The organism is Sphingomonas sp. GW822-FHT03G08 (genome assembly GCF_058801135.1).
This window is the reverse complement of record NZ_JBXAMZ010000001.1, coordinates 3,298,188-3,321,784: the sequence shown is the minus strand read 5'-3', so window position 1 is coordinate 3,321,784 and position 23,597 is coordinate 3,298,188. Positions and strand designations below refer to the sequence as shown.

The following is a 23,597-nucleotide window of genomic DNA, read 5'->3' as shown; positions in this document are numbered from 1 at the left end:
CCCTCGATTTCTTGTCTCTCGCCATGCTGCCGGAGGTACGCTGTGAACGCACCGCACTTCCACGGGCGCAGGCGCACGCTAACCGCGTCAGGCGCGGTCGATACGCAGAATGCGATCCTCACCGCGATCAAGACGGAAGACGGTGCGACCTGGGCCGACATCGGCCGCGCCCTCGGCAAGTCCGAGGACCGCGCCGCTGCCTACGCGAACACGGCCGCGGCGATCGATCTTCCGACCTTCCTCGCCGGCTGCCACGAATGGGGTGGGCGTTTCGCAGATCCTCTGCTCAGCCTGGTTGGCGGCAAATGGGCTGAGTCGGGCGCGTATTGCACCAGCGACGAGAAGGCCGCCCTCACCCTCGCCTCCCTCCTTCCCGCGATCATCGAGGTCGAGGCGGACAATCTGACCGAGGCTCACGAGCTCGTCCCGCATGAAGCCCTAATCCGCCGCGTCCATACGCTCACAGCGGTGTGGCTCGAGATGATCGCCAGCGAGCGCGGCGCCGACTGATGGCCGGACCAAAAGCGCCCACCGCGGTCCCCGAGTACCCACCCGAACTCCTCACAGAAGATGGTGAGCTGGGAATGCTGGCAATGCTACTCTCCGACAACCGTCGCGTCGATCAGGTCGCGGACATCCTCCGCGCCGAAGACTTTTCGGTGCCCTACCTCGGCAGGGTCTACGGTCGCGTGTGCGAGCTCGTCGCCGCAGGGCAGCAGGCGAACCCGATCACCCTGAAGCCGCTCCTCGAGCAGGACGTGGCATGGGAAGACTCAGGCGGCACGGCGATGCTCGCCCAACTTACCGGCGGATCCGCCGCCGCGTTCATGCTGGTGAGGGCTAAGGATCAAGCCGCCGTCATCACGGAACGGGCGGCCCGCCGGCGCCTCGTCGATACCGCACGCGAGATCATAGGTACCGCTTCCGATCCGGATCGCTCGGTCTCGCAGCTGGTCGATGATGTCGATGCCGCCCTGGTCGCATCGATCGAGAAGCGCGAGGCCAGCACCGATGATACGCTCTATACGAGCATCGGCCGCGCCCTGGACCGCATCGAACAGATCCAAGCGAACGATGGCTGTATCGGCGCCACATCGGGCATCGCGGATCTCGACGACCTTCTCGGCGGTGTCGAGCCCGGGCAACTTATCATCGTCGGTGCGCGCCCCGGCATGGGTAAGACCGCCTTGGCGTGCAGCCTGGCCACCGGCTACGGCAGCCGTGGGCACGGCGTCCAGTTCTTCAGCCTTGAGATGCGCAGCGAGGAACTTGGCATGCGCATGGTCTCCGACCTTTGCTGTCGGGGCATCGGCCAATGGGTCCCGTTCAAGGCGATCGTGAACGGCGACGTGACCGATGAGCAGTTCCGGCAGCTGCGGACTGCGCGCGACGAGTTCCGCGCCCTGCCGGTACGCATCCGCGACTTCAGTGCGGCAACGCTCGCGCGCCTGTCGCTGTCGGTCCGGCGCGCGAAGCGCCAGATGGCGGCGAAGGGGGGAAAACTCGAGGTGGTCATCGTCGATTACCTACAGTTACTCCACGCCGACAATCCGGGCGCATCCGCTTACGAGGCGGTGTCGCAGATCAGTCGCGGCCTCAAGGCATTGGCGAAGGAGCTAGAGGTTGCGGTGATTGCGCTGGCCCAATTGAGCCGCGCCGTGGAGCAGCGCGAGGACAAGCGCCCCCAGCTCTCCGACCTCCGCGACAGCGGCCAGATCGAGCAGGACGCCGACGCCGTGCTGTTTCTCTATCGAGAGGAATATTACCTTGATCGAGCCAAGCCCAAGGCCGGCAATGAGGACCTTCACGAGCGCGCGAAGAGCGATGCAGCGGGCCTTATGACCCTGATCCTCGCGAAGCGTCGCAACGGTCGCGTCGGCAACGCGACCTGCCAGTATCTCGCCGCCTACCAGGCGGTTCGGTCACTCGACTGGGGGCGGTAATGAGCGCGCGCCACTATCACAAACGCTACCACAGCGATGCCCTGGCGGGCTTCATGTCGCTCACCTTGGAAGAGCGCGGCGCGTACCAGACGCTCCTCGACATGATCTACGATCGCGGCGGCCCGATCCCGGACAACGAGCGCCTGATCGCCGGGTATATGGGATGCACCGTTCGGAAGTGGCGCAGCTTGCGCGACGACTTGATCGCCAAGGGCAAAATCCAGGTCACCGACAAGGGCGAGATCACCAATTCTCGCGCGGAAAAAGAGATCGAAAATCAGCTGAAAACGAGCCGAAAACACGCTGAAAACGGATCGAACGGCGGTCGAAAAAGTGCCGAGATCACCAAAAACGCCAATGAAAACAACGAAAGTGACCAAGCCCGGCTTAAGCCGGGCTCAAGCCATACCAGATACCAGATACCAGAAAGAATAGAAGATAAGTCAGTATCTAGAACCGCGCGCGCGCCGAGGACGCCGAGCGAGTTCGAGCTGCGATGTCGTGCCGTGGCCGATATCATCGGGCTGACCCGGCCCGTCGGCCCGGCCGACCGGGACGTGATGCGCGGGTGGCTGGATGCCGGCTTCAACTTCGACTGGCACATCGTCGAAGGCGCGAAGGCCGTCGCCGCCCGGGAACGCGGTCGCGGCAACGCTATCAGCGGGTTCAGATACCTGGACGGAGGAGTGCGCGATTACCACGACGCCTGGCTCCGCGAGAGCGAACATCTCAAATCCATTGCGAAGAGGACTCACTGAGTGAGCGGGAACGGGAAAGCCGGGCGGAGAATGCTAGCTAGTGTCGCGGCAAGCGTGCCGCCTAGGGCGGTCGCACTGGAGCGTATGGGGCCGACGCCCGAGCAGCGGCGGCATAGCATCTACCAGCTCGGTGACGTGATAGACAAAGCCGCCAACGGCGTGACGATCAACATCGGCAAGGCCTATCGCCGCGAACCGCTTTTCGAGACCCTCGCCAAGGATCAACGCTCGGGCATCGACGGCGAGGCGCTGCGTGCGCTCCGCTTCTATCGCGCTCGGTTCGAGGAGACCGAGAAGTCACTGACACGCTGCGCCCTGGACGTGCAGGGCCGCGGCGGCGGCGCCTCCGCGCCGCTCCCGCGCGGGATCGACCAGCACATGCCGATCGGGATCGGCGCTGCGCGGACGCTCGAGCGCCTGGAGCAGGCCATGGGCACCGTCGCTGATACGGTCCGCAGCGTCGCGATCGAGGACCTGAGCTATTCGGACCTGGCTATTGCTCGCTGGGGCAGCCGCAAGCAGAGCTGGATCCAACAGCCCACGGGAAAGCGGAAGGGCGGCAAGGCGGCGTTCGTCGAGAAGATCGTGCCCAAGTCAGGCCGGCACCGCGAGACCATCCGCCAGGAGTTCCTGCTTGGTCTCAAGCGCCTGGTCGCGGCGGTGCGCATTCTGTCCAGCAGCACCGCGGAACTGCTCCGCGCGCCTTCGCCGCTTGATCAGGATCCGGAAGCGAATGCGCACCTGCCTGAGATGACGCTCCCGGAAAAAGCTGCTGTGGATTCCGCGTTTCTCAACGAAAGCGGGCACTTTCGCGAATGGAGCGAGATCGCGCAGATCATCCGGGAACGTGCCGCGTGAGGACCTCACGCCCGTCCGGGTGGAAGGCGGCCTTTCAGCTCTCGAGGAGCAAGTCCCCGAGCGTTCGCGTTCACCCTGCCCGGCGACGGCACCAGGGCGGGGGGAACTATTGGGTCTCACCTGTGTTAGGCGGCCAAAATCATTCCGTCGGAGGACTGAGTGTTTCAATCGCCGATAGAGGCTTTTATCGAGCGCTTATCAGCACGCGCGAACTTGACAGATGAGGAGGCCGAGGCCCTCTTCAGCCTGACCCCCGTCATCCGTCATGTGTCTCAAAATCAAGACTTCATAGACGCGGGTGCGACAGCTGAATACGTGGATGTTATCCTTGATGGCGTCGCCGCGCGCAGTGACCTTACATGCCACGGCGCTCGTCAAATAACCGCTCTTCATTTTCCTGGTGAAGCGGCCAATCCTCGTTCTGTGGTGCAACCGGTATCGCGATCCGCGCATGTGGCGCTAACGCCCACCACCCTGGCCCGGGTACCAATAACGAGTATCGTGCAGCTCGCTGCGCGGTTCCCGGCAATCACAGAGGCGTTCTGGCTAGAGGCTGCTATCGATTCCGAGATCGTGATCCGATGGCTTATCAATATCGGGAGACGAGATGCAAAGGCGCGCCTGGCGCACCTATTTTGCGAACTCGCGCTGCGCTTAGGAGCTCGCGCACGAGGCATAGGCCTCTCGTTCCATATGCCACTCACTCAGGAGCAGCTCGCTGACATCACTGGCCTTACGGCCGTACACGTCAACAGGGTATTGAAAGCCTTACGCGACGAGGGTCTTCTAATTGTGGCTGGCAAGGTGGCAAATATTCCCAGCTGGCAGGACCTGGCGAAGGCGGGCCATTTTCGACCCGAATATCTCGACGTACGGCCGGTTAGCAACGATCAATTGCCGCTCGTGATGTCGGAATAGAAATAGCGCTTTCCACGGCTGATGAGCCGTTCACCGTGCGCAGTGCGGCGGCGCTCAGCTAGATGGTAAGCTTATTTCCGAGCGTGAGCGCTTCCGCATAGCCGACCTCCAGGAGGCACGCGCCTGATGCGTCCCGGATCCGCAATCTTCCATCAAGGGAGAGATGCCCTCTGCGGACTTGCTCTGCCAGGATATCGCGAATTGCATTCAACGCCGTGTTGCGTGCGCATACGAGGTCCGGCAGGTGCCGCCCCTCTTCGTCTATGAACTCCAGCCCGCCTTCGAATCCGTCGAAATAGTACATAGCACCGGTCACCCGCCCGAGGTTTTCTCGCTGGCATGCACGATCGCCGTTTTCGTCGGGCAAAGGCAGTCCGCAAGGCCACGGAACGGAGTTCCACCTAGGCTCGGACGGTCCGGCATTGGCCAACGCATCGACGACGCCGTCGGAAGCTTCGATCCAGTGGGTGCGTAACACGGCTTCGCCCGCGTCGTGCTGAGCCGCGATCGTCTGTTCGATATGGCGGCAAGAACTGAGGAGGAACTCTAGGCGCTGGTTCGTGCGCAGGGGGGGATCGAGTCGAGCAAGAGTGCGAAGGGTCAGAGGGAGAGAGTTGTCCATCGAGATAGCCGCAGCATGGTTCGAAGGGAAATACGCCCGCAATAAATACCACGATGGCGATGGGTTCCAAATGCCGACGTGCCACTAGGCACAAGGGTGGAACATGTGGGGTGCGATCCTCACCTCAGTTCATCAGGGGCGCTTCGCCGGCTTTGAAGCGCTCAGTGTGACGCCAGACGATGGCCGCTCCCCTGATCAGCAGTTCGCGCGTCTCGGGATCGTCGAACTCGGCCGACGCAATCGTCAGGGCTATACCTAGCACCGCCGCCTCGAGTTCAAGGTCCTTCTCCCCAGCGGCCTGCTGCATGATCTCGTTCCAGACCTCTTCGATGCGTTGCTCGCTCATTGGTGGCTCCGTCGGAGGGATGGCAAACTATAACATCCATAATTTATCTGAAGAGAACCTGGAGGCTATTCCGGGTATGACTTGAGAAATGCTATCCGCGATCGCGATGACGACCAGCGGCCTTTCCAATTGCCTATTCGGTAGACACGAACGGTCGCGCCAAGTGGTTCATAACATCGACCACTTGGAGAGCTCGTGCCGCCACTGCGGAATCGCAATGGAGAAGGTTGGCGTGACCTGGCGGGCGAAACCCAGACGCCGAAAAGGTCGAGAACCCGTCAGGTAGCCGCTTTCGGCTACTCAGACGAACGCCTGCAAATAGGTGGTTGCCGCCCTTCGGGCGACGGAGATGCCGGCATGGCGGCTGAGGCCCTCAAGATGATCGATTCTGAGTGTGCCATCGACCCCTCTGAGCGGAGACTTGCCGCACGGGCTCCTTTCAATCAGTCGGTCGGCGAGGTCCAACGCGTATACCGCGGGCGACAACGGCGCCGTTCTCCTCAATCTCGATTCCGGAAATGTCGGGGTCGCCCGAAAAGCTGATGCGCAGATCCTTTTCCGGCGCGAAGAAGTGGTCCGGAGCGCTCGCTGCGAGCGTAAGTCTCAAACCACCGGAGCGTAGAACGAGCACATCGTTGTCGAGAGAGATGTCGATATCGCCTGAGGCCTTCGTGCGGTAGCGCCCGACATAGCGCTTCAACTTTTCACGGGGGACGGGGACCGCCGTGGAAGACGGGACGTAAGGTGCCGGGCGGTGATCAAAGCTGACGATCCGGGTCATCACCCAGCCACCTGATTGGGGCTTCCAGATCACCAGGAACCTGGCAAGCGTGGCAGGCCGCTCGGGTGCAGTTCCCTCGCGCGCATAGAAGAGATGCTCGCCCGTCAGCATGGCGCCGTATCCTGGGATCGCTTGATAGCGCACGCTCTTTGGGACCAGCTCGCGCCGCACGTGAAGCCCGGGTGTTCCGCAAGGCCCCTTGACGAGGGACGCGACCGCCGCACGGCGGGAGCGCGTCAGGCCGGTGATGTCGTGATAGAATTCCACGTCGTCGGCAAAGAAGTTCGCCATTGAAGCTTCGTTGCACGCGTTGAAGGCGCCCCAGAACGCATCATCGGCGTTCCGGACGGCTTGCTCACCCGATGCAGGCGACGCCGTTACAGGCTGCGCGACGGCCGCATTTGATCCGAGGACTTCGACGAGAATCGCAATCAGCAGACCTGCGCGCCACAACATCACGCATCCCCTAGTGTATTGCACGCGCAATACACGATGAGATCGCGCGCAACAACCCGCTGGCTGCTCACTGGTCTACAGGGACCGCGATCGGACCGAACGACTGAGTCGGCTATTGGGTGGAAGCGGACTGGCGGCTACCAAGTAGCCGACGCTCGATCCGGTTACTAGGTGATCCAGATTCTAGGGGCGCCAGGTGACCGAATTGAAAAAGCGCTCCTTGGGCCAGCTTTGATCCTTCTCGAAATGACGGACCGAGACGGACAGCCACTTGTTTCCGACATACATATTGCGGGAAGTCTCGATCTGCCGGCCGTCCGCGCCAAAGCCGCTGTAGGCATAGACCAGCTCGGTACCGCGCATGCCGGGCAAGGGCATCTCCGACGGTTTGAGTGGACGCTGGCTGATGAACGTCTTGCCTACTGCCGCATCACCGCCACTTTTCGCCTCGGCGATGTCTTCGGCAATCTTCGCATCTACATTAAATGGAGTGTCAGCAATTACGGCTTGGAGGAAATAAAAGGACCTGAAATCGCCGGAGGCGTTGCGGCCCGTATAGTTGAGCTGGATTACGCGGCTCTTGATTTGCTCATTGCGCACATCGACGCGCTCGGCCTCACCTGGAAGCTCTGCAGAGAGCGCAGTCGGTTGGGTGTAACGTTGCCAGCTCTGCTGGGCCGGCATTGCCAAAGAGACGGACAGCGCGGCAAAAGATGAGATCAGATGCAACGGCGTCATATCATTCCTCATTAGCAGCAGGCGTCCCAATGACGCCAAGTGGGTGCTTGATTGCATACCACCCCGCGTACAATCAACGTCAGCTATTCCTAAGCCCCTGGCGCGTGGTTCGGTTGGTACCAGTGGGCTTTTGCGGTCTGACCGCCTTTTGGATCGTCCCGTCGCCGCCTTGACGTCGGAAGTTGGGTGTAAAGCGGACTGACAGCTTTGCGCCGGCGCGATAAGAACCTCGGGTCACCAAGGGGTTGAAGTCGAACCGATGGCAAAGCCCGAGTCCGTATACGTCCGTTTCGTTTGCTATCAGTTGGTGGAATCACAGCGGCAGCGTCTGGGCCTGTTTCAGGCGTTGGATGAGGCTCGCGAATGTGACTTCGCGCCGTCTTGGGCCTTGGCTCAGATTGGTGAGATATATGGCTGGTTCAAAAGGAACTTGGCAGTTCCCGCGCAATTTTCGCGGGGTGGTTGGAAGGGCCGGGGGCAACCAGGCCTCTCCTGGTTCAAGCCTGTCGCTGTCGAACACATACGCCAGATGCACCAGCTGAAGCTCGCTTTGGAGGCGTGTGGCGTTCACGTGGATGTTCTTACGACCCGCGACCCCGGGCACATCATTTGGCAGGATCAGCACCAACTTGTGGCTGAGCCCGGAGCACGAAAATTCTGAGAGCGAACGTCCGGTATTGGGGCGTTTGCAGCCAGGCCGCTCTCGATGCCGGCGATTTGATCCGGAACGGCTGAGAATGGGTGGGAAGCTGCCGTTATCAGGTTGGCTGAACGCCAAGCTCCGCAAGCTTCTCGACGCCGAAGATACTCCCCTCGCTGCGAAACACTTCGACGTCGGGGTCGCGATCATCGAAGAACTCAATCTCCCATCGCTCGCCAGGAAGTGTGACGATCACCATGACAGCGCCCTCGCGGACTGACGTGAGCGCATAATGCGTATTGTTGGCCTCAAGCTCGCGGATGAACTGCTGAACTGTTAGGTTGCTCATGCAGCCGGTTTATGCTCGCCCCCCAATGTCGGCAAGTGGGTGGTTAGCGGACATTGAGGAGGTGCTAAAAACTCGCTTCGGGTCCGCCTTCACACGCAAATTTCGTCACCATCCGGACGCCTCGAACGCTGCCTCTTACCGTGGCCCAGTCGAAGTCATTATGCCATCGCCAACTTACCTTGCAGGTTTGGCCGACCCGAGGCTTAGCTTGTCCACTCGCCATGAAGGGGACGTAGTAGGTCGCCGCTAAGCCATTGCTATTCGCTGAAATCTCTACAGCCATAGCCAATACACCGGATGGTGCTGTAGGGTCGGCAGACACTGCCGTTATCACAAGCTCTTCGTTCGAGGCATATGGCGGTTTAATGTTCGCGTACGCCGCAGCCGCAAAGGCAGAAAAGCCACTTGCCCAGATTAGAAGGATCGCCGCGAGACTTCGCATAGTCTGAGGCTCGCATGGATATCGAACGTCCGCAACTGGGTGGGAAGCTGACTTTCTGCTTCCGACACCAAAAAGTACGAAAGCTGTCGCTCGCTATCGAGATGGATTGTCGCGGACGCCGCACGACGTATCATGAGGCATGTTGTATGTCTTGGTGATCACGAAAGAGCCGCTGTCCAAAGATTGCGTGTCTCAGGCCGCGGCAGCGATCGGAATGTCGCTATTTGTTGGTGCGGATGGCACCTTTCATCTCGACATTGATGCCCCTAGCCGTCGAATTCGCATCGAACCGGCGGGAACAGATCTCACCGATTGGGAGGATGATCCAGAGAAGCTCTTACATCTTAAAGGTTTGGGCCAACAGGTGCATGTTTACGTCGTGCACTATAAGTCAGTTGAGCACCTACGCGCGGCACTGACCAATCTGGCACATTGTGCGGATTATGTGCTGGATGACGATTACGATCTGTTCGTTAGCGGGCAAGAATTTACTTCTTTGTGCCGCCAGAACCCAGACGGGAATAGTTGGTGGCTCGGCGGGAAGCATGATGTCCGCTATTGATCGTAAACTCTAGGCGCTTGGATGTCTGGCTTTGGGGCGTTTGCAGACTGGCCGCTTTTGCGGCCTTGTAGCACCGGCAGGAAATTGCCATCGCTGGCCTGCTGTTTCTCTTGCGCCGGGGCAGCAGATATGGCACTTCTGACGTCATTGGAACTGCGCCCGCACCGCATCGGTGGCCGGGCGCTTTTGTTATTCTCTCTTGGAAAGAGACTTCGCCTAAGCTCAACGGAGCCGAGCTCCGGCTCAATTAGCGCTTGAAAAGGCGCGCCAGCCAGCGGGGCGCAGTCCTGGCCCCGCGCCTCTGCTGCTCACGAAGCCTGACCCATCGCAAGGCTCTCGCGATCTGCATTTCGACCGCCTGATCCCGCGATCTCTCGCGCTTACGAGAGACCATGGTCATTCATAAGCTGCGGCTTTGGACTGGATGCGATCAGCGCCTGGAGTTTGCGCTCATATGCGCGGGCAAACTCGGTATGGGCGCGATAGCTGGATGGATCGCTGGCATGCTCTGCCTTGTCGCGCTCCTCCTCTATTCTTCTGCTAAGATATTCGATCTCCTTCTCGGTCGTCATCTCGAGCTCCATGCGCCCCCGGTGCTCGGTCCAATCATACAACTGGATGGCAGTGCCAACCGTAACTTAAGTTAAGCGCTCAGCCGTTGCAGAGCGATGCTTCCGCGGATTGGCATGAGTCTGATCGACCCGCTTTCAATACCACCGCGAGCGGCCCGCCCGGGGCGTCCAAGGGGTGTGATGCATCGGCAGCACACCCCTCCCTTGGGTCCTTCCGGGGCCTGAGGGTAATGCGGGGGGCGAAGGCGCAGAAGATTTCTAGCCACGAGATGCCCTTAGTGCCGCCGCCTGAGGCCATTTCGCCGCAGTTTCCGGACACTTTCGGCAGATCGGAGCGGCATTTTGCGGATCAGCGACCACAACCTGACGCGTGCCGACGTGGCGTGGCTGCTCGGTATGTCCGACAGCTGGGTTCGCGACCGGATGCAGGCGGGTGAGCTGCCCAGGCCGGGCGCCACCGCCGAGGAGTATGTCGAGGCGTACCTAGAATTTCGCATTGGCAAGCTGACCAAGGACGGGGGCGAGCTCCTCAACAAGGAGCAGGAGCAAGCGCGCCTCGCACGAGAGCAGGCCGATTCCAAGGCGATGGACAATGCCGAACGCCGGCTTGAACTGGTCTCCCGCCCCGACATGACACTAGCCGTTGCGAGCCTGATCGCCTTGGCGGTCTCTCGCCTCCAACTCGTCCCCGACATTGTCGCGAGGGGTGACGCCAGGCTCCGGGAGCGGATCGAAACTGCGATGACCGACGCACTCGAAGAATTGAGCATGACGCGCGTCGAGGAAGCGATGGGCGAGGTCATTGATGAGGAAGATGACCTCGCCCCCGACGACGAGCGATAACCCGCTTAGCGTCGCCACCGCCCAGATCGCAGAAGCGCTGCGGGAATGCCTTACCAGCTTCAAGCCGCGCAAGCGGGTGCCGCTGTCGAAGTGGATGGCCGAGAAATCACGGCTCGATGACGGTGCCCGGTTTCGGGCTTTCCCGTTCCAGAACGGAATCGCCGACGCCTTCACCGATCCCGAGACCGCCCAGGTCACGGTGCGCAAAAGCAGCCGCATCGGCTACTCGACCATCGTTCAGGGCTATATCGGCTACAGCATCGAGTGCGATCCGCGCCGGCTGCTGATCTATCAGCCGACGATCGACGACGCTGAGAATTACAGCAAGGACGACCTGGAGCCCGTTCTGCAATGGCCCGCCGTGAGGAAGGTCGCGACCTTCAAGCCCCGGCATCGCGACAACCAAATCCGGGCGAAGCGGTTCAAGGGGGGCTGGATCCAGATCAAGGGCGCCAACAGCCCGAAGGAATTCCGGCGCGTCACGGCCGACAGCGTGCTGCTGGAGGAGCCGGACGGATATCCTTGGTCGGCGAAGGAAGAAGGCGACCCCGCCCGCCTCGCCTACAAGCGCAACCTGACCTCGCCGCGCCGCTTCAGCGCGGCCGGCTCCACGCCGAAGATCAAGGGCTGGAGCCGGATCGACGCGCTGTTCGAACAGGGCACGCAGGAGCATCGCTACGTCCCCTGCCCGCACTGCGGCCATATGCAGGTGCTGGTGTTCGGCGACGGAACTGGCGCCGGCATCCGCTGGGAGCCGAAAAAGAAGCCGACCCGCGCGTGGTACAAATGCGAGAACAACTGCGACATCGACGAGGCCGAAAAGCCGTGGATGGACGAGAACGGCGAATGGCGGGCGCACAATCCCGATGCTGGTCCGCGGCACCGCTCGTTCCATATCTGGGCGGCCTATAGCCAGTTCGCTGGGGCGTCCTGGCTGGAGATCGCGAAGGAATTCACGGAGGTCTACAAGGACCCCAACCTCCTCAAAACCTTCGTCAATCAGGTGCTCGGCCTAGCCTTCGCCGAGAAGGGCGAAGCTCCCGAATGGGAGCGCCTCTACGAGCGGCGCGAGGTGACGATGCAGCTCGGCGTACCACCGGATTGGGCCGGAATTCTCGTCGGATCAGCAGACGTCCAGCGCGGAGGCGGTGGACGCATCGACCTCGATATCTGGGCATTCGGCCCTAACCGCGCGCGAGCGTTCGTTGAGCGCATCGAAATCTTTGGGCCGATCGCCAGCGCAGACACCTGGAAGAAGCTCGATGCCGTGGTTGCCCGAGAGTGGACCACCGCCAGCGGAAACCGGATGCGGCTCGCGCGCGTCGTCATCGACACTGGCGACGGCGAGAACACGATGGAGGTCTATCGGTGGGCCCGCCGTCACCCTGGTTTCGTCATGGCGGTGAAGGGCCGCCAGAGCATCGCCGCACACCAAGCCATCGGATCGCCGAACTGGCAGGACGTCACGGTCGGCGGGAAGAAAATCAAGAAGGGCGTCCAGCTGTGGAATGTCGGCACCTCCATGTTGAAGATGGAGCTGTTCGGCGCCCTCGGCCTCGACAAGCCAGTCGATGGCGAACCCTATCCTGACGGCTACGTCTATCTGCCGGACGGAACCTCGGACGAGTGGATCAAGCAGCTGGTCGCCGAGGAGCTTCGCTTCCACCGCACGCGCGCCGGCGGCGTGCGGCGCGAGTGGCACAAAACCCGGGACCGAAACGAAGCACTCGACAACGCGGTCTATGCGCGCGCCGTCGCGATCAGCCTCGGCGTCGATCGATGGACCGCCGCGCACTGGAAGAAGATCCGCGGCGAAGCGCCCAAGCCGGCGAAGCAAGCAGCGGCGCAGCCGTCTGCCGAAAACCCTCCGCCCAAGTCGGCGGCATCGCCCAGGCCAGCACCGCCCAAGCGGAAGCGGCCGAACCCGTTCACGTCGCGAGGGAGGTAAGTATGGCCTGGGAAGACGCCGACCTCGCTACCATCCGCGCCGCAATCGCCGCCGGCACGCGCAAGGTGACATTCGCTGACGGTCGCTCCCACGAGTACCAGTCGCTCGATCAGCTCATCGCCGCCGAGAAGGTGATCGCGGCCGCGCTGGTCATGCAGACCACATCGGGTAGCGGCGTCCGACGGCGCCGAGTGCCATATTACAAGAGCGGCCTGTAACCATGCCGCGCAGGACCATCATCGACCGGCTGCTTGGCCGGAATGTGCCGGTTGTCCAAGCTGAACCGGCGCCGAAGCGGATCCTGATGGGTCGCCCGCGTGCCCAGTATGACGGTGCAACGGAAGGGCACCGCGCCGCGGGATGGCGCCGATCGGTGAGGGACGCCAACGGCGAGCTCACGCCGCGTGCCCAGCGCCTGCTTCGTTCGACCGCACGCGACCTGGTGCGTAACAATCCGTTTGCGGCGCGAGGACTGGCATCGATCGCGGGCAACATCGTTGGCACCGGCATCACCTTCCAAGTGTACCGCAACGGAGTCGTGGATGATCGGCTGAACGCCATTGCCCGCAACCACTTCGACACTACGGCATGCGACGCGGCTGGTCGACATGATCTGTATGGCCTGCAGCTGCAGGCGGCCCGCGCGATCGTCGAGGGCGGCGGTGCGATCCTCCGTCGCCGGTGGCGCCGGGTGACCGATCGGCTACCCGTGCCTTTCCAGCTGCAGGTCCTCGAGGCCGACTACATCGACCCAACGCGCCATGGCCCGATGGCGGCGGCGCCCGGGGCGGTTGCCGGCTACTCTGTTTATGGTGTCCAGTTCAGCCCGGTCGGCAAGCGCGAAGGCTATTGGCTCCATAATGCCCATCCGGGCAGCCTCGTAACGGGGCGGATGGGCTCCACATTCGTATCGGCGGCCGACGTCGCGCATATCTTCCGCGCAGACCGGCCCGAGCAGGAGCACGGCGCGACCTGGTTCGCCCCGGTGATCGTCCGCATGAAGGACTTCGCCGACTTCGAGGACGCCGAGCTCACCCGCCAGAAGATTGCCTCGGCATTCGTCGGCGTGGTCACCGGCAATGACCCTGAGGCGCGCGTACCGGGCGTCGCCACCCCGGGGGATGAAGACTATGACGGCGTTGGCACGGATGGTGGCGAGCGGGAGCAGCTCGACTACATCGAGCCGGGCACATTCCAATATGCTCGAGACGGAGAGACGGTCACCTTCTCTACTCCGCCCAAGGTGGATGGGTATCCCGACTATTCCAAGGTTTCGATCCGCGCGATCTCCGTTGGCCTCGGTCTCCCATATGAGGAGCTGAGCGGCGACCTTTCGAACGTCAGCTTCATCTCGGGCCGCCTCGGCCGGCTGTCGTTCCGCCGGGACATCGCCACTTGGCAGTGGCTCATGTTCATTCCGCAGTTCTGCGGATCGGTGGAGCGGTGGTTCCTCGACGCGCTCGAGGCGATCGGTGAGGATACTGCGGGCGTTCACATGGAATGGACACCTCCTCCGGTCGAGATGCTCGACCCCTCGCAGGAAGTGCCGGCGATCCGCGACGCGATCCGCGCCGGCCTCTCCACGATCTCGGCAGAGGCCCGGAAGCGCGGGGAAGATCCGGACAAGTTCCTCGCCGAATGGAAGGCGGATGCCGATCGCCTCGATGCGCTCAACCTCACCTTCGACAGCGACCCGCGCAAGGTCACCTCGGTCGGCAACGCTGTGACCCCCGCCAAGCCCGACAATTCGAAAGGCAAGTAGATGACGGAAGTCCTGATCTACGGGATCGTCGGCGACAGCTGGGACGGTCTCGATGCGGCGACGCTTGTGCCGCTCATTACCGAGGGCAACGACGACCTCGATATCCGGATCAACTCGCCGGGCGGTTACGTCATGGAGGGCCTGGCGATCTACAACGCCATGATCCGGGCGGCCGCCTCCGGTCGCAAGGTCACCACCCATATCGACGGCCTAGCAGCGTCGATGGCCTCGGTTATCGCCATGGCCGGCAGCGAAGTCATCATGGCGGACAACGCGCTCGTGATGATCCACAACCCCTGGGATTGTGCCTGCGGCGACGCCAACGAGTTGCGCCGCGCTGCAGACCAGCTCGACCGCCTGCGCGATCAGATCGTCGGCATCTACGCCAAGCGCACCGGCCTCGCAGCGGACGAACTCGTCGCGATGATGGACGAGGAGACGTGGTTCTCCGCGGCCGATGCGCTCGACAAGAAATTCATCACGTCGGTGTCGGAGGGCCTCACGGTCGCCGCGTCGAACATCAAGCCATTCGGGTTCCGCAAGGCCCCCGATAGCCCGCTCATTTCCGCGATGGCGATGAGCAACAAAAGGGCGCCCGCGCCCGCGCCTCAACCCAAGGACACGATCATGAACCTTTTCACGACCCGCGTGGCGCTGGTGGCCGCCATCGCTGCATTCATCCCGCCCGGTACGCCGGAAGAAATCAGCAAGATCCGCACCTCCGCAGTCGCGCTTGACGCGATGGATGCCCTGCCCGCCAGTGGCCCGCTCGCGCTCATTGCTGCCAACCCCATCGCTCCCGAGGCCACCGCCCCGGCAGCGCTCAGCACCACCGACGTGCAGAACGCTGTCGCGGCGGAGCGCACCCGCGTTTCGTCGATCCGCGCGCTGGGCAAGAAGCACGGCATGGCCGACGAATTCATCGACGAGCTCGTCGATGGCGGCAGCGCCGTCGCGGCGGCCGGCGAGAAGATCCTCGACAAGCTCGCCGAGCGCGACGACGCCCAGGGCATCGGGCACAGCGGCCCGAGCGCCCGCATCACCAAGGACGAGCGCGACAAGTTCTCCGAAGGCGCTCAGAACTGGATCCTGGTGCGCGCCGGTGTCGCTAACCTGGTCGAGAAGGCCGCCAAGGCGCGCGGCGAAACCGTGAAGATCGACCCGGGCGAGTTCCGCGGCGTCAGCATGGTCGATCTCGCGCGTGAATCGCTGGTGCTGGCCGGGACGCGCATGACCTCGCGTGCGCCGCGCGAGATCATGGGCCAGGCCTTCACCGCCCGTAACGCGATCACCCAGGGCACCGGCGACTTCCCGCTGCTGCTCGAGCAGGCGCTGCACAAGGTGCTGATCGCGTCGTACCAGGTCACGCCGGACAAGTGGTCGCGCTTCTGCGGCAAGACCACGGTCACCGACTTCCGCGCGCACAACCTGTATCGCCGCGGCACTTTCGGAGTGCTGGACGCCGTCGATGAGAATGGCGAGTTCAAGCAGAAGCCGATCCCCGATGGCGCTCGCGAGCAGCTGATCGCATCGACCAAGGGCAACATCATCACGATTTCGCGCCAGGCGATGATCAACGACGACCTCGGCGCGTTCTCCGACCTCGCAGTCGATCTCGGGCGCGCCGCCAAGCTAACCATCGAGGTCGATGTGTTCGCCTACATCAACTCGAACCCGAACACCGGCGACGGCCAGCAGTTCTTCTCGGCTGCGCACGGCAACCTGCGCGCCGCCGGCGGTCCGCCGACGGTTGCCGAGGTAGATGCGATGCGCCAGCTGATGGCGTCGCAGAAGGACATCAGTGGCAACGAGTTCCTCGAAATCGATCCGTCGATCTTCCTGGGCCCGCTGTCGCTCGGCGGTCAGGCGCGCGTCACCAACGGCAGCCAGTACGATCCGGATGCAGCCAACAAGCTGCAGCGCACCAACATCGCGCTCGGCATCTTCGACGACATTGTCGATACCGCGCGGCTCACGGGCACGCCCTGGTACACCTTCGCGGATCCGGGCGTCGCCCCGGCCATCGTGGTCGGCTTCCTCGACGGCGTGGAGGAGCCCTTCCTCGACAGCGAGGAAGGCTGGAAGGTCGACGGGACGGAGCACAAGGTGCGCCTCGATTACGGCGTTGCCGGCGTAAACCCCGCCTCCGCTGCCAAGAACGCCGGCGCCTAATCCCACCTCAACCGGCGGGGCGGCGCCGCGTGCCGCTCCCGCACATCGGGAGAATTCCCATGTCCAAAATCGTGATGCTCACTGTCGCAGCCGCCTACGTGAACGGCGTCATGCGACATCCGCACGAGGGGCCTCGGCACCTTGAGGATGGCGAGGCTGACCGCCTCATCAACGGCAAGGAGGCCGTCGATGTGACCGCCGATTTCACAGCCGAACAGCGCGAGACCATGCCTGTCGAGCCCAGCGCCGCCGATCCGGTGCCGGCGGCCGTCCTGCTCGCGGCCGACGCCACCGACCACCAGGCCAACATTCCGGCGACCGAACCCGCAGCCGCGGGCGAGGCGCCGAAGCCGAAGAAGGAGACTTCCAAGTGAAGGGTTATATCCAGGACGGGGACACCCTCCCCTTCGTCGCGCCCTATGACGTCGCCGCGGGCGGCGGCGTGCTGGTCGGCGCCATCTTCCTCGTCGCCATCGCGGCGGTGCTCACCGGCAAGGGCGGTCAGGGCCGCCGCCGTGGCGTCATGGACGTCGCCAAGACCACCGGCGAGGCATGGACCCAGGGCCAGAAGCTCTACTGGGACAATACCGCCAAGAAGCTGACCACCACGGCCGCCGGCAACACGCTGGTGGGCGCCGCAGCTCAGGCCCAGGCCGCCGGCGATGCCGTCGGGCGCGCGATGATCACCGGCCAGATCGCCTGATAGGCGATTTCGCGGGCGGCGGGCCGATGCCTGCCGCCCGCACCCATCGGGAGGTGCGCATGGATCCGTTTCAGGCTGCCCTCGATGCCATGTTCAATGGACCCGGCTCGCTGGCGGCATCGTACCAGCATTCCACCGGAGATTTTCCCACCATCCGTGTCTTGCTAGCGCGTCCCGATGAAACCGCGACCTTTCGAGGATCTCGGATCGTTCAGGCGACCTATGAAGTCAGTATCCGAAAATCAGAGATCTACGCGCCGATTGCGGGCGCGGAGCTGACCATCCCAGGTCAGGAATTCCCGCAGGCGTCCGGTTTGATCACTGATCGGCTGCGTCTCGCCGGGGATCCGATGATCGACGCGGAGGGGCTGACCTGGAATTGCGGCGCCGAGCCGATCTGATGCGCGTCACCGCCGGCTTCGGCGACCTCCGTCTCCTCGCCGACGATATCGAGGGCGATGTCGCTGGTGCTGCGACCGAGGCTATGCGGGAAACCACCTACAAAGCCCTGCTCACCCTCAGGCGCCAAGTGGTGTCGGCCGGCCTCGGCCAGCGCCTTGCGAACACCTGGCGCGATCGTGTCTATCCCGAGAAGCGGCGCAGCATGAACCCCAGCGGGTACATCTGGTCGAACGCCCCGGACATCATCGACGCCTTCGGTCGAGGTGCCCAGATCGTGCCGCTTGCTGGTCGCCGATACCTCGCCATCCCCAGCGACAATGTGCCACGCCGCCGGGGCGCGAAGCGCATGACGCCGTTCGAGGTGGAGAACGCCTTCAACCAGGACCTCACCTTCCTGCGCGGCAAGAACGGCCGGGTCCTCGCCTTCATCGAGGCGGTGCGGTCCCGCAATCGCCGCGGCTATCGGCCAGGTACCAAAGGGCGTCTGGCGCAGGGGCGCCAGCTCGACCGCATCCTGATGTTCACGCTGGTCCCGACGATCCGCATGCCGAAGCTGCTCGACATCGATGAAGTCGCCGCCAGCTGGGCCGCGAACTTCGAGGCCCGGTTCCTGTTTCGATTGGGGGCAAGATGAGTCGTCGTCTCGATGTTCTCTCCGCCCTCAAGGCACTGATCGCAGGCGCGCTGCCGAATGCGGACGTGCTAGGCCTCGACAACGAGGCCAGCCCGCCGGCGCGGATCTACCCCGGTGGCCGCGCGATCATCCGCAGCGGCGATCCGGGCGAACCCGATGTTGATCTGAGCCCTCTCGCCTACAATTACAGCCACCGCGTGCCGGTCGAGCTGCTCGCCAAAGATGAGGCGATGCTTGACGCGATGCTTGTCGCGATCGGCACCGCTGTGGAGGAGGACCGCACGCTGGGCGGCCTGTGCGATTGGCTGGAGCCGATCGCACCCGAAACCGAAGAGATCGCCGCCGACAATGCCGCCGCCCAGCGCGGCTGCGAGCTCATGATCATCGCCAGTTACGTCACCACCAATCCCCTGACCTGAAGGAGTTCGTCATGGCTTTGACGCCCACCACTCGCGCCCGCGGCTCGAACGCCAAGGTCATCGGGTGCTTCGAAACCACCCCGGGCACCGTCCCCGCCAACAATGCCGGCTGGGGCACGATCCCGCTTGTCAGTCACTCGCTCGGCGAGGAGCGACCTCTCATCGAGAGCGACCTGCTTGGGCAGGGCCGGGAAATGCAGGATCCGATCACCGACGTCGCGACCAACGACGGCGACATCGTCGTGCCGGTCGACGTCCGCAATTTCGGCCGTTGGTTGAAGCTCTACTTCGGCGCTCCCACCACGACCGGCGACGTCGACGACGGCTATGAGCATGTCTTCGCCTCCGGCGCGGCTGCGCTTCCCTCGATGTCGATCGAGATCGGTTCGCCCGAAGTCCCCGCCTACACGGTCAATCGCGGTGCGCGCGGCAATCAGATGCGCATCTCCATGGCCCGCTCGGGACTGCTCAATGCGACCTGCAGCCTGATCTGCATCGGTGAGACGAATCCCGTGAACGCTACGGTCGGGCCCGTCGGCCCGGCATCTCTTCCGGTCACGCGCTTCGCGCAGGCCACGGGCTTTGTGAATAAGGACGGCGCTCCGCTCGGCAGCGTGGTCGCCGCGGACCTCACCTATTCCAACAACCTCGAGAAGGTGGAGACGATCCAGGAGGACGGCCGGATCGAAGACAGCGACCCCGGCATGTCGCAGATTTCCGGCTCGATCACGGTGAAATTCGCCAACACCGCCCTGCTCGCCGCAGCGTCGGCCGGCGAGCCGATCGATGTCGAGTTCGGTTGGTCGAACGGCGACTTCTCGCTGGTGTTCCGCGTCGAGCGGCTGTTCCTGCCGAAGGCGAAGCGCCCGATCACCGGCCCGAACGGCATCCAGGCGCAGTACAACTTCCAGGCCAGCGCGCCGGTGGGTGGGCACTGCTGCGTGGTCACCCTCGCGAACGACGTGGCGACCTACTGATGCTGGTCGCCTCCCGGAAGCCGAAGGGCCCCGAATGGCTCAAGGTCATGGGTGCGGAGGTCCTGTTCGCACCCATTGATCGTCCTATGCTTCGCCGCGCCCGCCGGGCAGCCCTCAAGGCGCTCGGCCGCACCGACGTTGCAGCCACCGAGGACGATGCTGTCCAGCAGCTGGAGGACCTGGGCGACGCCTTGAGCGAAGCGCTCATCATGGAAGGCGCAAAGGACTGGCGTGATGTCGTGCAGCAGCGCCTGGGAGATGATGGCGAAGAGATTCTCGACGGCGAAGGAAACGCGATCTTCGATCCGCTCGAATTTTCGGCGGAGAACCTCGCCATCACGCTGAGCGACGCCATCGTCTTTGCGGAGTTCGACCGCGTCTATGTCGCGCCGTTTGCCGCGCGGGAGCGCTCAAAAAACGGCTTCGCCGCCTCGCCGCGTGGCACTGGGGTGGCGGCGATGCCGGCCAAAGGTACTGCCAGCTCTCATGCGCGGCCGCGCAAGGCACGCGCTGCGAAGCCTGCCCATACCAGGTCGAAACGCCCGAAGACGACGATGCCGAAGGGGCCTGGGAAGTCCTGACCATCTGCGATGGGCAACTTCGGGTGGCCGGCATGGGACAGCCCTATGCGTTGGACTATGCGGCCGTGATGGCGGTCGGCGCAGCCTTGGATGCCGACCTTGAAATGCTGGCGGACGTCCTTCCCGCCGCAGAGCGCGCAATCATCCATGGCCTCTCCGACGACGGGCCCGAGGAATAGGAGGCGACACAGATGGCGCGCAACATCTCCATCCGCCTCGGTACCGAAGGCAAGGCGCAGGTGCGCGCGGATCTCGGCGAAATCGCAGACAGCGGGGATGCCGTAGCAAAGCGTTGGGCACGCTCGTTCGAGCGGGCCGGTGACGATGTGCAGGCGGCTATGCAGCGCCAGGCGAACGCCGCCGCGAAGCTGGCGATGATCATGCCGCAGTCCCAAATGCAGATGCGCGTCAACGACGCGAACAGCACCGGTTTCGGCCAGTGGGAAGGATCGGCACGCCAGTCCGCTGCCGCGTTCCGCGAGCTCTTCGCCGAGCAGCAGCGCCTTGAGGCCGGAGCTGCTGCTCTCCGCGCTGCGATCGATCCAGCTGCGGCCGCGCAGGACCGCTTCAATGCAGAGATGGCGGAGGCGCGCACGCTGATTGCGGCCGGCAAGATATCGCTCGACGAATATGTCGCCAAATTGCGCATCGAGCGCGCGGCGCTGAATGAAAGCGCCGAGGGGCATCGGCGAAACGGGACCGCCATGGCCGCGCTCGCGCCCCAGCTGCAGGACATTCTGACTCAGGCGAGCATGGGCGCGAACATCTTTCCCGTGCTCGCAATCCAGATCGGCCAGGCAGCCAGCCAAATGGTCTACATGGAGGGCGCGGCGGGGAAGTTCGCGCAGGTGATGATGAGCCCGGTCGGTCTCGCGATCCAGGGCGGCCTCATACTGCTCGGGATGCTTACGAGCAGCCTGTTCGCCTCCGGCGAGGCGTCGGATGATCTCAGCAAGCGCCAATCGGCGCTGGCCGGGGAACTCGACCGCACCACCGGCAAGGTGAAGGAGCAGGTTACCTGGCTGTCGATCCTGGCCGGTGCCCGCGATGCGGAGGCAAAGGCGTCGGCAGCAAAGGACGATTATCAATCGGCGCGCCGGAACCTGCAGGTGAACGGGCGGAGCGCCGGGCAGTTGTTCGTGCCTGATGACGCCGGCGGCCACTGGGTCGATGGTGTGTCCGCCAGCGGTCGCGCGACGATCGACCGCGAGCTGTCCCGCTACAACGGGGGTTATGGCGGCGGCATCAACGCCGAAACGCTCGTCAGGAACCTGCAGGCAGCCGCGAAGAACGACCCGTCGATGCGGGAGGCCGTCAAGACGATCGAGCAGCTATCGTTCAAGGTGAACGACGCCTCGAACAAGTCCAGGGATTTCCAGGTTAACCTCGCGCGCATCGCCGTCACCGCCGGCACCGCGACCGATGCGCAGAAGCGCCTGGTTGCCGCTACCACTGAGGGCCTTGGCAACGACAAGGCCATGATCGAGGCGAGGGCCAAGCTTGCCGGCGCGACGACAGCAATGGATCGGGCGCAGGCGCAGTATACCATCTCGATCCGCGAGGCCGGTGAGGCGTTCGAGAAGAGCAAGAAGACCGACGCGGACAAAGCGAAGCTGCTTGCGGCCCGGACCGCCGCCGAGCATGCGCTGAACGTCGCGCAGGACGCCAATCGCAAGACCGGCGACAAGCATGCCCAGTCGCTAGGCCGGCAGGCCACCGCGATGCAGGTGAGCGCCTCCGCTGCGCTCGACCTGGCCAAGGCCTATTTGGTCGGCGGAGATGCCGCGATCCGCGCGGAGGCAGCCCGCAAGGGCCTCACCGACGCGACCCGCAAGGGCATCGACGGAGAGGCACAGGTGCGCCGCCAGCTCGACATCATGATCGGCGATCAGCTGGTGAACGGTGCGAAGTCGATCGCGCAGCTGGAAGAGGAAACCGCTTCGCGCCGTGCGCTCAACGCGCAGGTTCTCGCCGGCGGGCTGCCCATTGGCCAGATGAACCGCGCCATGGCCGACGAAGCGGCACTTCGCCCGCTTCTAAAGCTGCAGATGGTGGCTCAAGGCGAGCAGTTGGAAATCCTGACCAAGGAAATCGCGCGCTATCGCGCCGCGCTGGCCGACGCCCACGCCGAAGAGGCGCGCGGTGCTGCCGCGCTGGCGATCGATGCGACCAAGCGCCGCATCGCGGACACGCGCGCAGCAACGGCCGACCTCGGCAAGTCGCCGCAGGATCAGGCGCTCGAGGCCGCGCGACGCGCGGCGAATGCCGAGGCCGATGCCGGCAACTTCAATGGCTGGGATCGCCTCGCACTGGTCGGGCAGCGCCTGAGCGAGGCGCAGGAGAACTATCGCGCCAACCAGGCCAAGTATTTCCTCGACGCGCTGCAGGGTCAGCAGGACAGCATCACCCTGGCGCAGCGCGAGCTTGAGCTGGCGGGTGCCAACGACAATTACCGCGACATCGAGCTGGAGAAGCTGCGCAAGTCGCTGGAAATCCGCCGCATGTTCGGCGACGTCGACCAGACCGAGGTCGAAGGGCTGATGCGGCGTATCGAGCAGATCGGCGCGCTCAATCATCAGATCGACATCGCCACGGCCTCCATGGAGGAATTGCGCGGTTTCGGCGTCGATTTCGTCGACACCGTGCTGAGCGAGGACACCTGGTCGAGCTGGGGCAATGCCGGCAAGACCATCATCAAGATGATCGGCGACGAATTCATCAAGCTCGCCCTGCTCAACCCACTCAAGAATCTGATCAATGGCAATGATGCCCTGCCGACCGTCACTTCCCTGTTCAGCAGCGTCAGCAAGCTGTTTGGAGGCGGCGGGTCCGGCCTAAACCTGGTGCATGAGATCGGTCATAACGCCGCGGGCACCGAGTATTGGTCGGGCGGCATGTCGCTCGTCGGCGAGAACGGCCCGGAGATCGTCAGCATGCCGCGCGGCTCCGCCGTAACGCCGGCGGGTGAGACCCGCCGTCTGCTCAGCGCGAGTCAGCAGCCGGTCAAGGTGTTGGTCGAGGTGGCTGCGAACGACTATTTTGACGCGAAGGTTGCCAGCATCTCGGGTGCTCAGTTGGAGGCTGCTGCGCCTCATATCGCAGCCGGTGCAGCCACGCTCGCCGGCGCGCAGCAGGCGCGCCGCGCGCGCCGCCGCCTGGTGGGAGGCTGAC

Annotated in this window: 27 protein-coding genes; 20 read left to right on the top strand and 7 right to left on the bottom strand. The window is 63.6% G+C overall.

The genetic code is table 11. The annotated features are described in order from the left end of the window. Window positions 1-42: 42 nt before the first annotated feature. The 5 genes from AC1RJ5_RS15540 to AC1RJ5_RS15520 all read left to right on the top strand — a co-directional run bounded on the left by AC1RJ5_RS15540 (window position 43) and on the right by AC1RJ5_RS15520 (window position 4,477). A complete protein-coding gene (locus AC1RJ5_RS15540) occupies window positions 43-510 on the top strand; it encodes a hypothetical protein (protein WP_493114224.1) in 468 nt (155 codons plus the stop codon). An 83-nt stretch (window positions 511-593) separates the two neighbouring features. Continuing rightward, on the top strand, window positions 594-1,943 hold the full coding sequence (locus tag AC1RJ5_RS15535) for a replicative DNA helicase (protein WP_493114222.1): 1,350 nt from the start codon (window positions 594-596) through the stop codon (window positions 1,941-1,943). Continuing rightward, the gene (locus AC1RJ5_RS15530; protein WP_493114220.1) at window positions 1,943-2,701 is read left to right on the top strand and encodes a DUF1376 domain-containing protein; all 759 of its coding nucleotides are present in this window, start codon (window positions 1,943-1,945) and stop codon (window positions 2,699-2,701) included. Before AC1RJ5_RS15535 ends, AC1RJ5_RS15530 begins: the two co-directional genes overlap by 1 nt. A gap of 84 nt (window positions 2,702-2,785) precedes the next feature. After that, the gene (locus tag AC1RJ5_RS15525) at window positions 2,786-3,559 is read left to right on the top strand and encodes a hypothetical protein (protein WP_493114218.1); all 774 of its coding nucleotides are present in this window, start codon (window positions 2,786-2,788) and stop codon (window positions 3,557-3,559) included. A gap of 159 nt (window positions 3,560-3,718) precedes the next feature. Beyond that, complete coding sequence (locus AC1RJ5_RS15520; RefSeq protein WP_493114216.1) at window positions 3,719-4,477, top strand: Crp/Fnr family transcriptional regulator; 759 nt, start codon at window positions 3,719-3,721, stop codon at window positions 4,475-4,477. Between the two features lie 58 nt (window positions 4,478-4,535). On the opposite strand, the gene AC1RJ5_RS15515 is transcribed toward AC1RJ5_RS15520, so the two are convergent. The 6 genes from AC1RJ5_RS15515 to AC1RJ5_RS15490 all read right to left on the bottom strand — a co-directional run bounded on the left by AC1RJ5_RS15515 (window position 4,536) and on the right by AC1RJ5_RS15490 (window position 8,409). Further along, the gene (locus tag AC1RJ5_RS15515; RefSeq protein ID WP_493114214.1) at window positions 4,536-5,099 is read right to left on the bottom strand and encodes a DUF6894 family protein; all 564 of its coding nucleotides are present in this window, start codon (window positions 5,097-5,099) and stop codon (window positions 4,536-4,538) included. A 124-nt stretch (window positions 5,100-5,223) separates the two neighbouring features. Beyond that, window positions 5,224-5,445 carry a hypothetical protein gene (locus tag AC1RJ5_RS15510; RefSeq protein WP_493114212.1) on the bottom strand — a complete coding sequence of 74 codons (222 nt, stop codon included), beginning with the start codon at window positions 5,443-5,445 and terminating at the stop codon, window positions 5,224-5,226. 439 nt (window positions 5,446-5,884) lie between these two features. Next, window positions 5,885-6,682 carry a nuclear transport factor 2 family protein gene (locus AC1RJ5_RS15505; protein ID WP_493114210.1) on the bottom strand — a complete coding sequence of 266 codons (798 nt, stop codon included), beginning with the start codon at window positions 6,680-6,682 and terminating at the stop codon, window positions 5,885-5,887. Between the two features lie 183 nt (window positions 6,683-6,865). Further along, a complete protein-coding gene (locus tag AC1RJ5_RS15500) occupies window positions 6,866-7,420 on the bottom strand; it encodes a hypothetical protein (protein ID WP_493114208.1) in 555 nt (184 codons plus the stop codon). 313 nt (window positions 7,421-7,733) lie between these two features. Next, window positions 7,734-8,048, bottom strand: a complete 315-nt coding sequence (locus AC1RJ5_RS15495; RefSeq protein ID WP_493114206.1) for a hypothetical protein — start codon at window positions 8,046-8,048, stop codon at window positions 7,734-7,736. 130 nt (window positions 8,049-8,178) lie between these two features. Then, window positions 8,179-8,409 carry a hypothetical protein gene (locus AC1RJ5_RS15490; RefSeq protein ID WP_493114204.1) on the bottom strand — a complete coding sequence of 77 codons (231 nt, stop codon included), beginning with the start codon at window positions 8,407-8,409 and terminating at the stop codon, window positions 8,179-8,181. A gap of 581 nt (window positions 8,410-8,990) precedes the next feature. Between AC1RJ5_RS15490 and AC1RJ5_RS15485 the strand changes: the two genes are divergently transcribed. Beyond that, window positions 8,991-9,413, top strand: a complete 423-nt coding sequence (locus AC1RJ5_RS15485; RefSeq protein WP_493114202.1) for a hypothetical protein — start codon at window positions 8,991-8,993, stop codon at window positions 9,411-9,413. Between the two features lie 380 nt (window positions 9,414-9,793). Here AC1RJ5_RS15485 and AC1RJ5_RS15480 read toward each other — a convergent pair whose 3' ends face one another. Continuing rightward, on the bottom strand, window positions 9,794-9,985 hold the full coding sequence (locus tag AC1RJ5_RS15480) for a hypothetical protein (protein ID WP_493114200.1): 192 nt from the start codon (window positions 9,983-9,985) through the stop codon (window positions 9,794-9,796). A gap of 342 nt (window positions 9,986-10,327) precedes the next feature. Here AC1RJ5_RS15480 and AC1RJ5_RS15475 point away from each other — a divergent pair, with 342 nt between their 5' ends. The 14 genes from AC1RJ5_RS15475 to AC1RJ5_RS15410 are packed head-to-tail and all read left to right on the top strand — an operon-like array spanning window position 10,328 to window position 23,596. Next, window positions 10,328-10,828: a terminase gene (locus AC1RJ5_RS15475; protein WP_493114198.1), complete on the top strand. Its 501-nt coding sequence runs from the start codon at window positions 10,328-10,330 to the stop codon at window positions 10,826-10,828. Beyond that, window positions 10,791-12,776, top strand: a complete 1,986-nt coding sequence (locus AC1RJ5_RS15470; RefSeq protein WP_493114196.1) for a phage terminase large subunit family protein — start codon at window positions 10,791-10,793, stop codon at window positions 12,774-12,776. The genes AC1RJ5_RS15475 and AC1RJ5_RS15470 overlap by 38 nt, the downstream gene beginning before the upstream one ends. A gap of 2 nt (window positions 12,777-12,778) precedes the next feature. Beyond that, complete coding sequence (locus AC1RJ5_RS15465; RefSeq protein ID WP_493114194.1) at window positions 12,779-12,994, top strand: phage head-tail joining protein; 216 nt, start codon at window positions 12,779-12,781, stop codon at window positions 12,992-12,994. A gap of 2 nt (window positions 12,995-12,996) precedes the next feature. Continuing rightward, entirely contained in the window at window positions 12,997-14,538 is a 1,542-nt protein-coding gene (locus AC1RJ5_RS15460; protein WP_493114192.1) for a phage portal protein, read from the top strand. Next, window positions 14,539-16,710, top strand: a complete 2,172-nt coding sequence (locus tag AC1RJ5_RS15455) for a ClpP-like prohead protease/major capsid protein fusion protein (RefSeq protein WP_493114190.1) — start codon at window positions 14,539-14,541, stop codon at window positions 16,708-16,710. 59 nt (window positions 16,711-16,769) lie between these two features. Next, window positions 16,770-17,084, top strand: coding sequence for a hypothetical protein (locus AC1RJ5_RS15450; protein ID WP_493114188.1), 315 nt, complete (start codon window positions 16,770-16,772; stop codon window positions 17,082-17,084). Beyond that, window positions 17,081-17,413, top strand: a complete 333-nt coding sequence (locus AC1RJ5_RS15445) for a DUF2190 family protein (protein ID WP_493114186.1) — start codon at window positions 17,081-17,083, stop codon at window positions 17,411-17,413. The genes AC1RJ5_RS15450 and AC1RJ5_RS15445 overlap by 4 nt, the downstream gene beginning before the upstream one ends. Before the next feature lie 59 nt (window positions 17,414-17,472). After that, window positions 17,473-17,814 (top strand): head-tail joining protein, encoded by a 342-nt coding sequence (locus AC1RJ5_RS15440; protein ID WP_493114184.1) that lies wholly within the window; start codon window positions 17,473-17,475, stop codon window positions 17,812-17,814. Further along, entirely contained in the window at window positions 17,814-18,449 is a 636-nt protein-coding gene (locus AC1RJ5_RS15435; RefSeq protein ID WP_493114182.1) for a DUF6441 family protein, read from the top strand. The genes AC1RJ5_RS15440 and AC1RJ5_RS15435 overlap by 1 nt, the downstream gene beginning before the upstream one ends. Beyond that, the gene (locus tag AC1RJ5_RS15430) at window positions 18,446-18,868 is read left to right on the top strand and encodes a hypothetical protein (RefSeq protein ID WP_493114180.1); all 423 of its coding nucleotides are present in this window, start codon (window positions 18,446-18,448) and stop codon (window positions 18,866-18,868) included. The genes AC1RJ5_RS15435 and AC1RJ5_RS15430 overlap by 4 nt, the downstream gene beginning before the upstream one ends. Window positions 18,869-18,879: 11 nt before the next feature. Further along, a complete protein-coding gene (locus tag AC1RJ5_RS15425) occupies window positions 18,880-19,845 on the top strand; it encodes a phage tail tube protein (RefSeq protein WP_493114178.1) in 966 nt (321 codons plus the stop codon). Beyond that, window positions 19,845-20,426 carry a hypothetical protein gene (locus AC1RJ5_RS15420; protein WP_493114176.1) on the top strand — a complete coding sequence of 194 codons (582 nt, stop codon included), beginning with the start codon at window positions 19,845-19,847 and terminating at the stop codon, window positions 20,424-20,426. Before AC1RJ5_RS15425 ends, AC1RJ5_RS15420 begins: the two co-directional genes overlap by 1 nt. 32 nt (window positions 20,427-20,458) lie before the next feature. Beyond that, a complete protein-coding gene (locus AC1RJ5_RS15415) occupies window positions 20,459-20,605 on the top strand; it encodes a DUF7697 family protein (protein WP_493114174.1) in 147 nt (48 codons plus the stop codon). A 12-nt stretch (window positions 20,606-20,617) separates the two neighbouring features. Further along, window positions 20,618-23,596 (top strand): coiled-coil domain-containing protein, encoded by a 2,979-nt coding sequence (locus AC1RJ5_RS15410; protein WP_493114172.1) that lies wholly within the window; start codon window positions 20,618-20,620, stop codon window positions 23,594-23,596. Window position 23,597 lies beyond the last annotated feature (1 nt).

Excerpts from the sequence above, each read along its gene's own strand:
- AC1RJ5_RS15535 (WP_493114222.1), top strand. The coding sequence starts at position 594 with ATGCTACTCTCCGACAACCGTCGCGTCGATCAGGTCGCGGACATCCTC.
- AC1RJ5_RS15530 (WP_493114220.1), top strand. The coding sequence starts at position 1,943 with ATGAGCGCGCGCCACTATCACAAACGCTACCACAGCGATGCCCTGGCG.
- AC1RJ5_RS15525 (WP_493114218.1), top strand. The coding sequence starts at position 2,786 with ATGGGGCCGACGCCCGAGCAGCGGCGGCATAGCATCTACCAGCTCGGT.
- AC1RJ5_RS15515 (WP_493114214.1), bottom strand. The coding sequence starts at position 5,099 with ATGGACAACTCTCTCCCTCTGACCCTTCGCACTCTTGCTCGACTCGAT.
- AC1RJ5_RS15510 (WP_493114212.1), bottom strand. The coding sequence starts at position 5,445 with ATGAGCGAGCAACGCATCGAAGAGGTCTGGAACGAGATCATGCAGCAG.
- AC1RJ5_RS15505 (WP_493114210.1), bottom strand. The coding sequence starts at position 6,682 with ATGTTGTGGCGCGCAGGTCTGCTGATTGCGATTCTCGTCGAAGTCCTC.
- AC1RJ5_RS15500 (WP_493114208.1), bottom strand. The coding sequence starts at position 7,420 with ATGACGCCGTTGCATCTGATCTCATCTTTTGCCGCGCTGTCCGTCTCT.
- AC1RJ5_RS15490 (WP_493114204.1), bottom strand. The coding sequence starts at position 8,409 with ATGAGCAACCTAACAGTTCAGCAGTTCATCCGCGAGCTTGAGGCCAAC.
- AC1RJ5_RS15485 (WP_493114202.1), top strand. The coding sequence starts at position 8,991 with ATGTTGTATGTCTTGGTGATCACGAAAGAGCCGCTGTCCAAAGATTGC.
- AC1RJ5_RS15480 (WP_493114200.1), bottom strand. The coding sequence starts at position 9,985 with ATGACGACCGAGAAGGAGATCGAATATCTTAGCAGAAGAATAGAGGAG.
- AC1RJ5_RS15470 (WP_493114196.1), top strand. The coding sequence starts at position 10,791 with ATGAGGAAGATGACCTCGCCCCCGACGACGAGCGATAACCCGCTTAGC.
- AC1RJ5_RS15465 (WP_493114194.1), top strand. The coding sequence starts at position 12,779 with ATGGCCTGGGAAGACGCCGACCTCGCTACCATCCGCGCCGCAATCGCC.
- AC1RJ5_RS15460 (WP_493114192.1), top strand. The coding sequence starts at position 12,997 with ATGCCGCGCAGGACCATCATCGACCGGCTGCTTGGCCGGAATGTGCCG.
- AC1RJ5_RS15455 (WP_493114190.1), top strand. The coding sequence starts at position 14,539 with ATGACGGAAGTCCTGATCTACGGGATCGTCGGCGACAGCTGGGACGGT.
- AC1RJ5_RS15450 (WP_493114188.1), top strand. The coding sequence starts at position 16,770 with ATGTCCAAAATCGTGATGCTCACTGTCGCAGCCGCCTACGTGAACGGC.
- AC1RJ5_RS15440 (WP_493114184.1), top strand. The coding sequence starts at position 17,473 with ATGGATCCGTTTCAGGCTGCCCTCGATGCCATGTTCAATGGACCCGGC.
- AC1RJ5_RS15435 (WP_493114182.1), top strand. The coding sequence starts at position 17,814 with ATGCGCGTCACCGCCGGCTTCGGCGACCTCCGTCTCCTCGCCGACGAT.
- AC1RJ5_RS15430 (WP_493114180.1), top strand. The coding sequence starts at position 18,446 with ATGAGTCGTCGTCTCGATGTTCTCTCCGCCCTCAAGGCACTGATCGCA.
- AC1RJ5_RS15425 (WP_493114178.1), top strand. The coding sequence starts at position 18,880 with ATGGCTTTGACGCCCACCACTCGCGCCCGCGGCTCGAACGCCAAGGTC.
- AC1RJ5_RS15420 (WP_493114176.1), top strand. The coding sequence starts at position 19,845 with ATGCTGGTCGCCTCCCGGAAGCCGAAGGGCCCCGAATGGCTCAAGGTC.
- AC1RJ5_RS15415 (WP_493114174.1), top strand. The coding sequence starts at position 20,459 with ATGGGACAGCCCTATGCGTTGGACTATGCGGCCGTGATGGCGGTCGGC.
- AC1RJ5_RS15410 (WP_493114172.1), top strand. The coding sequence starts at position 20,618 with ATGGCGCGCAACATCTCCATCCGCCTCGGTACCGAAGGCAAGGCGCAG.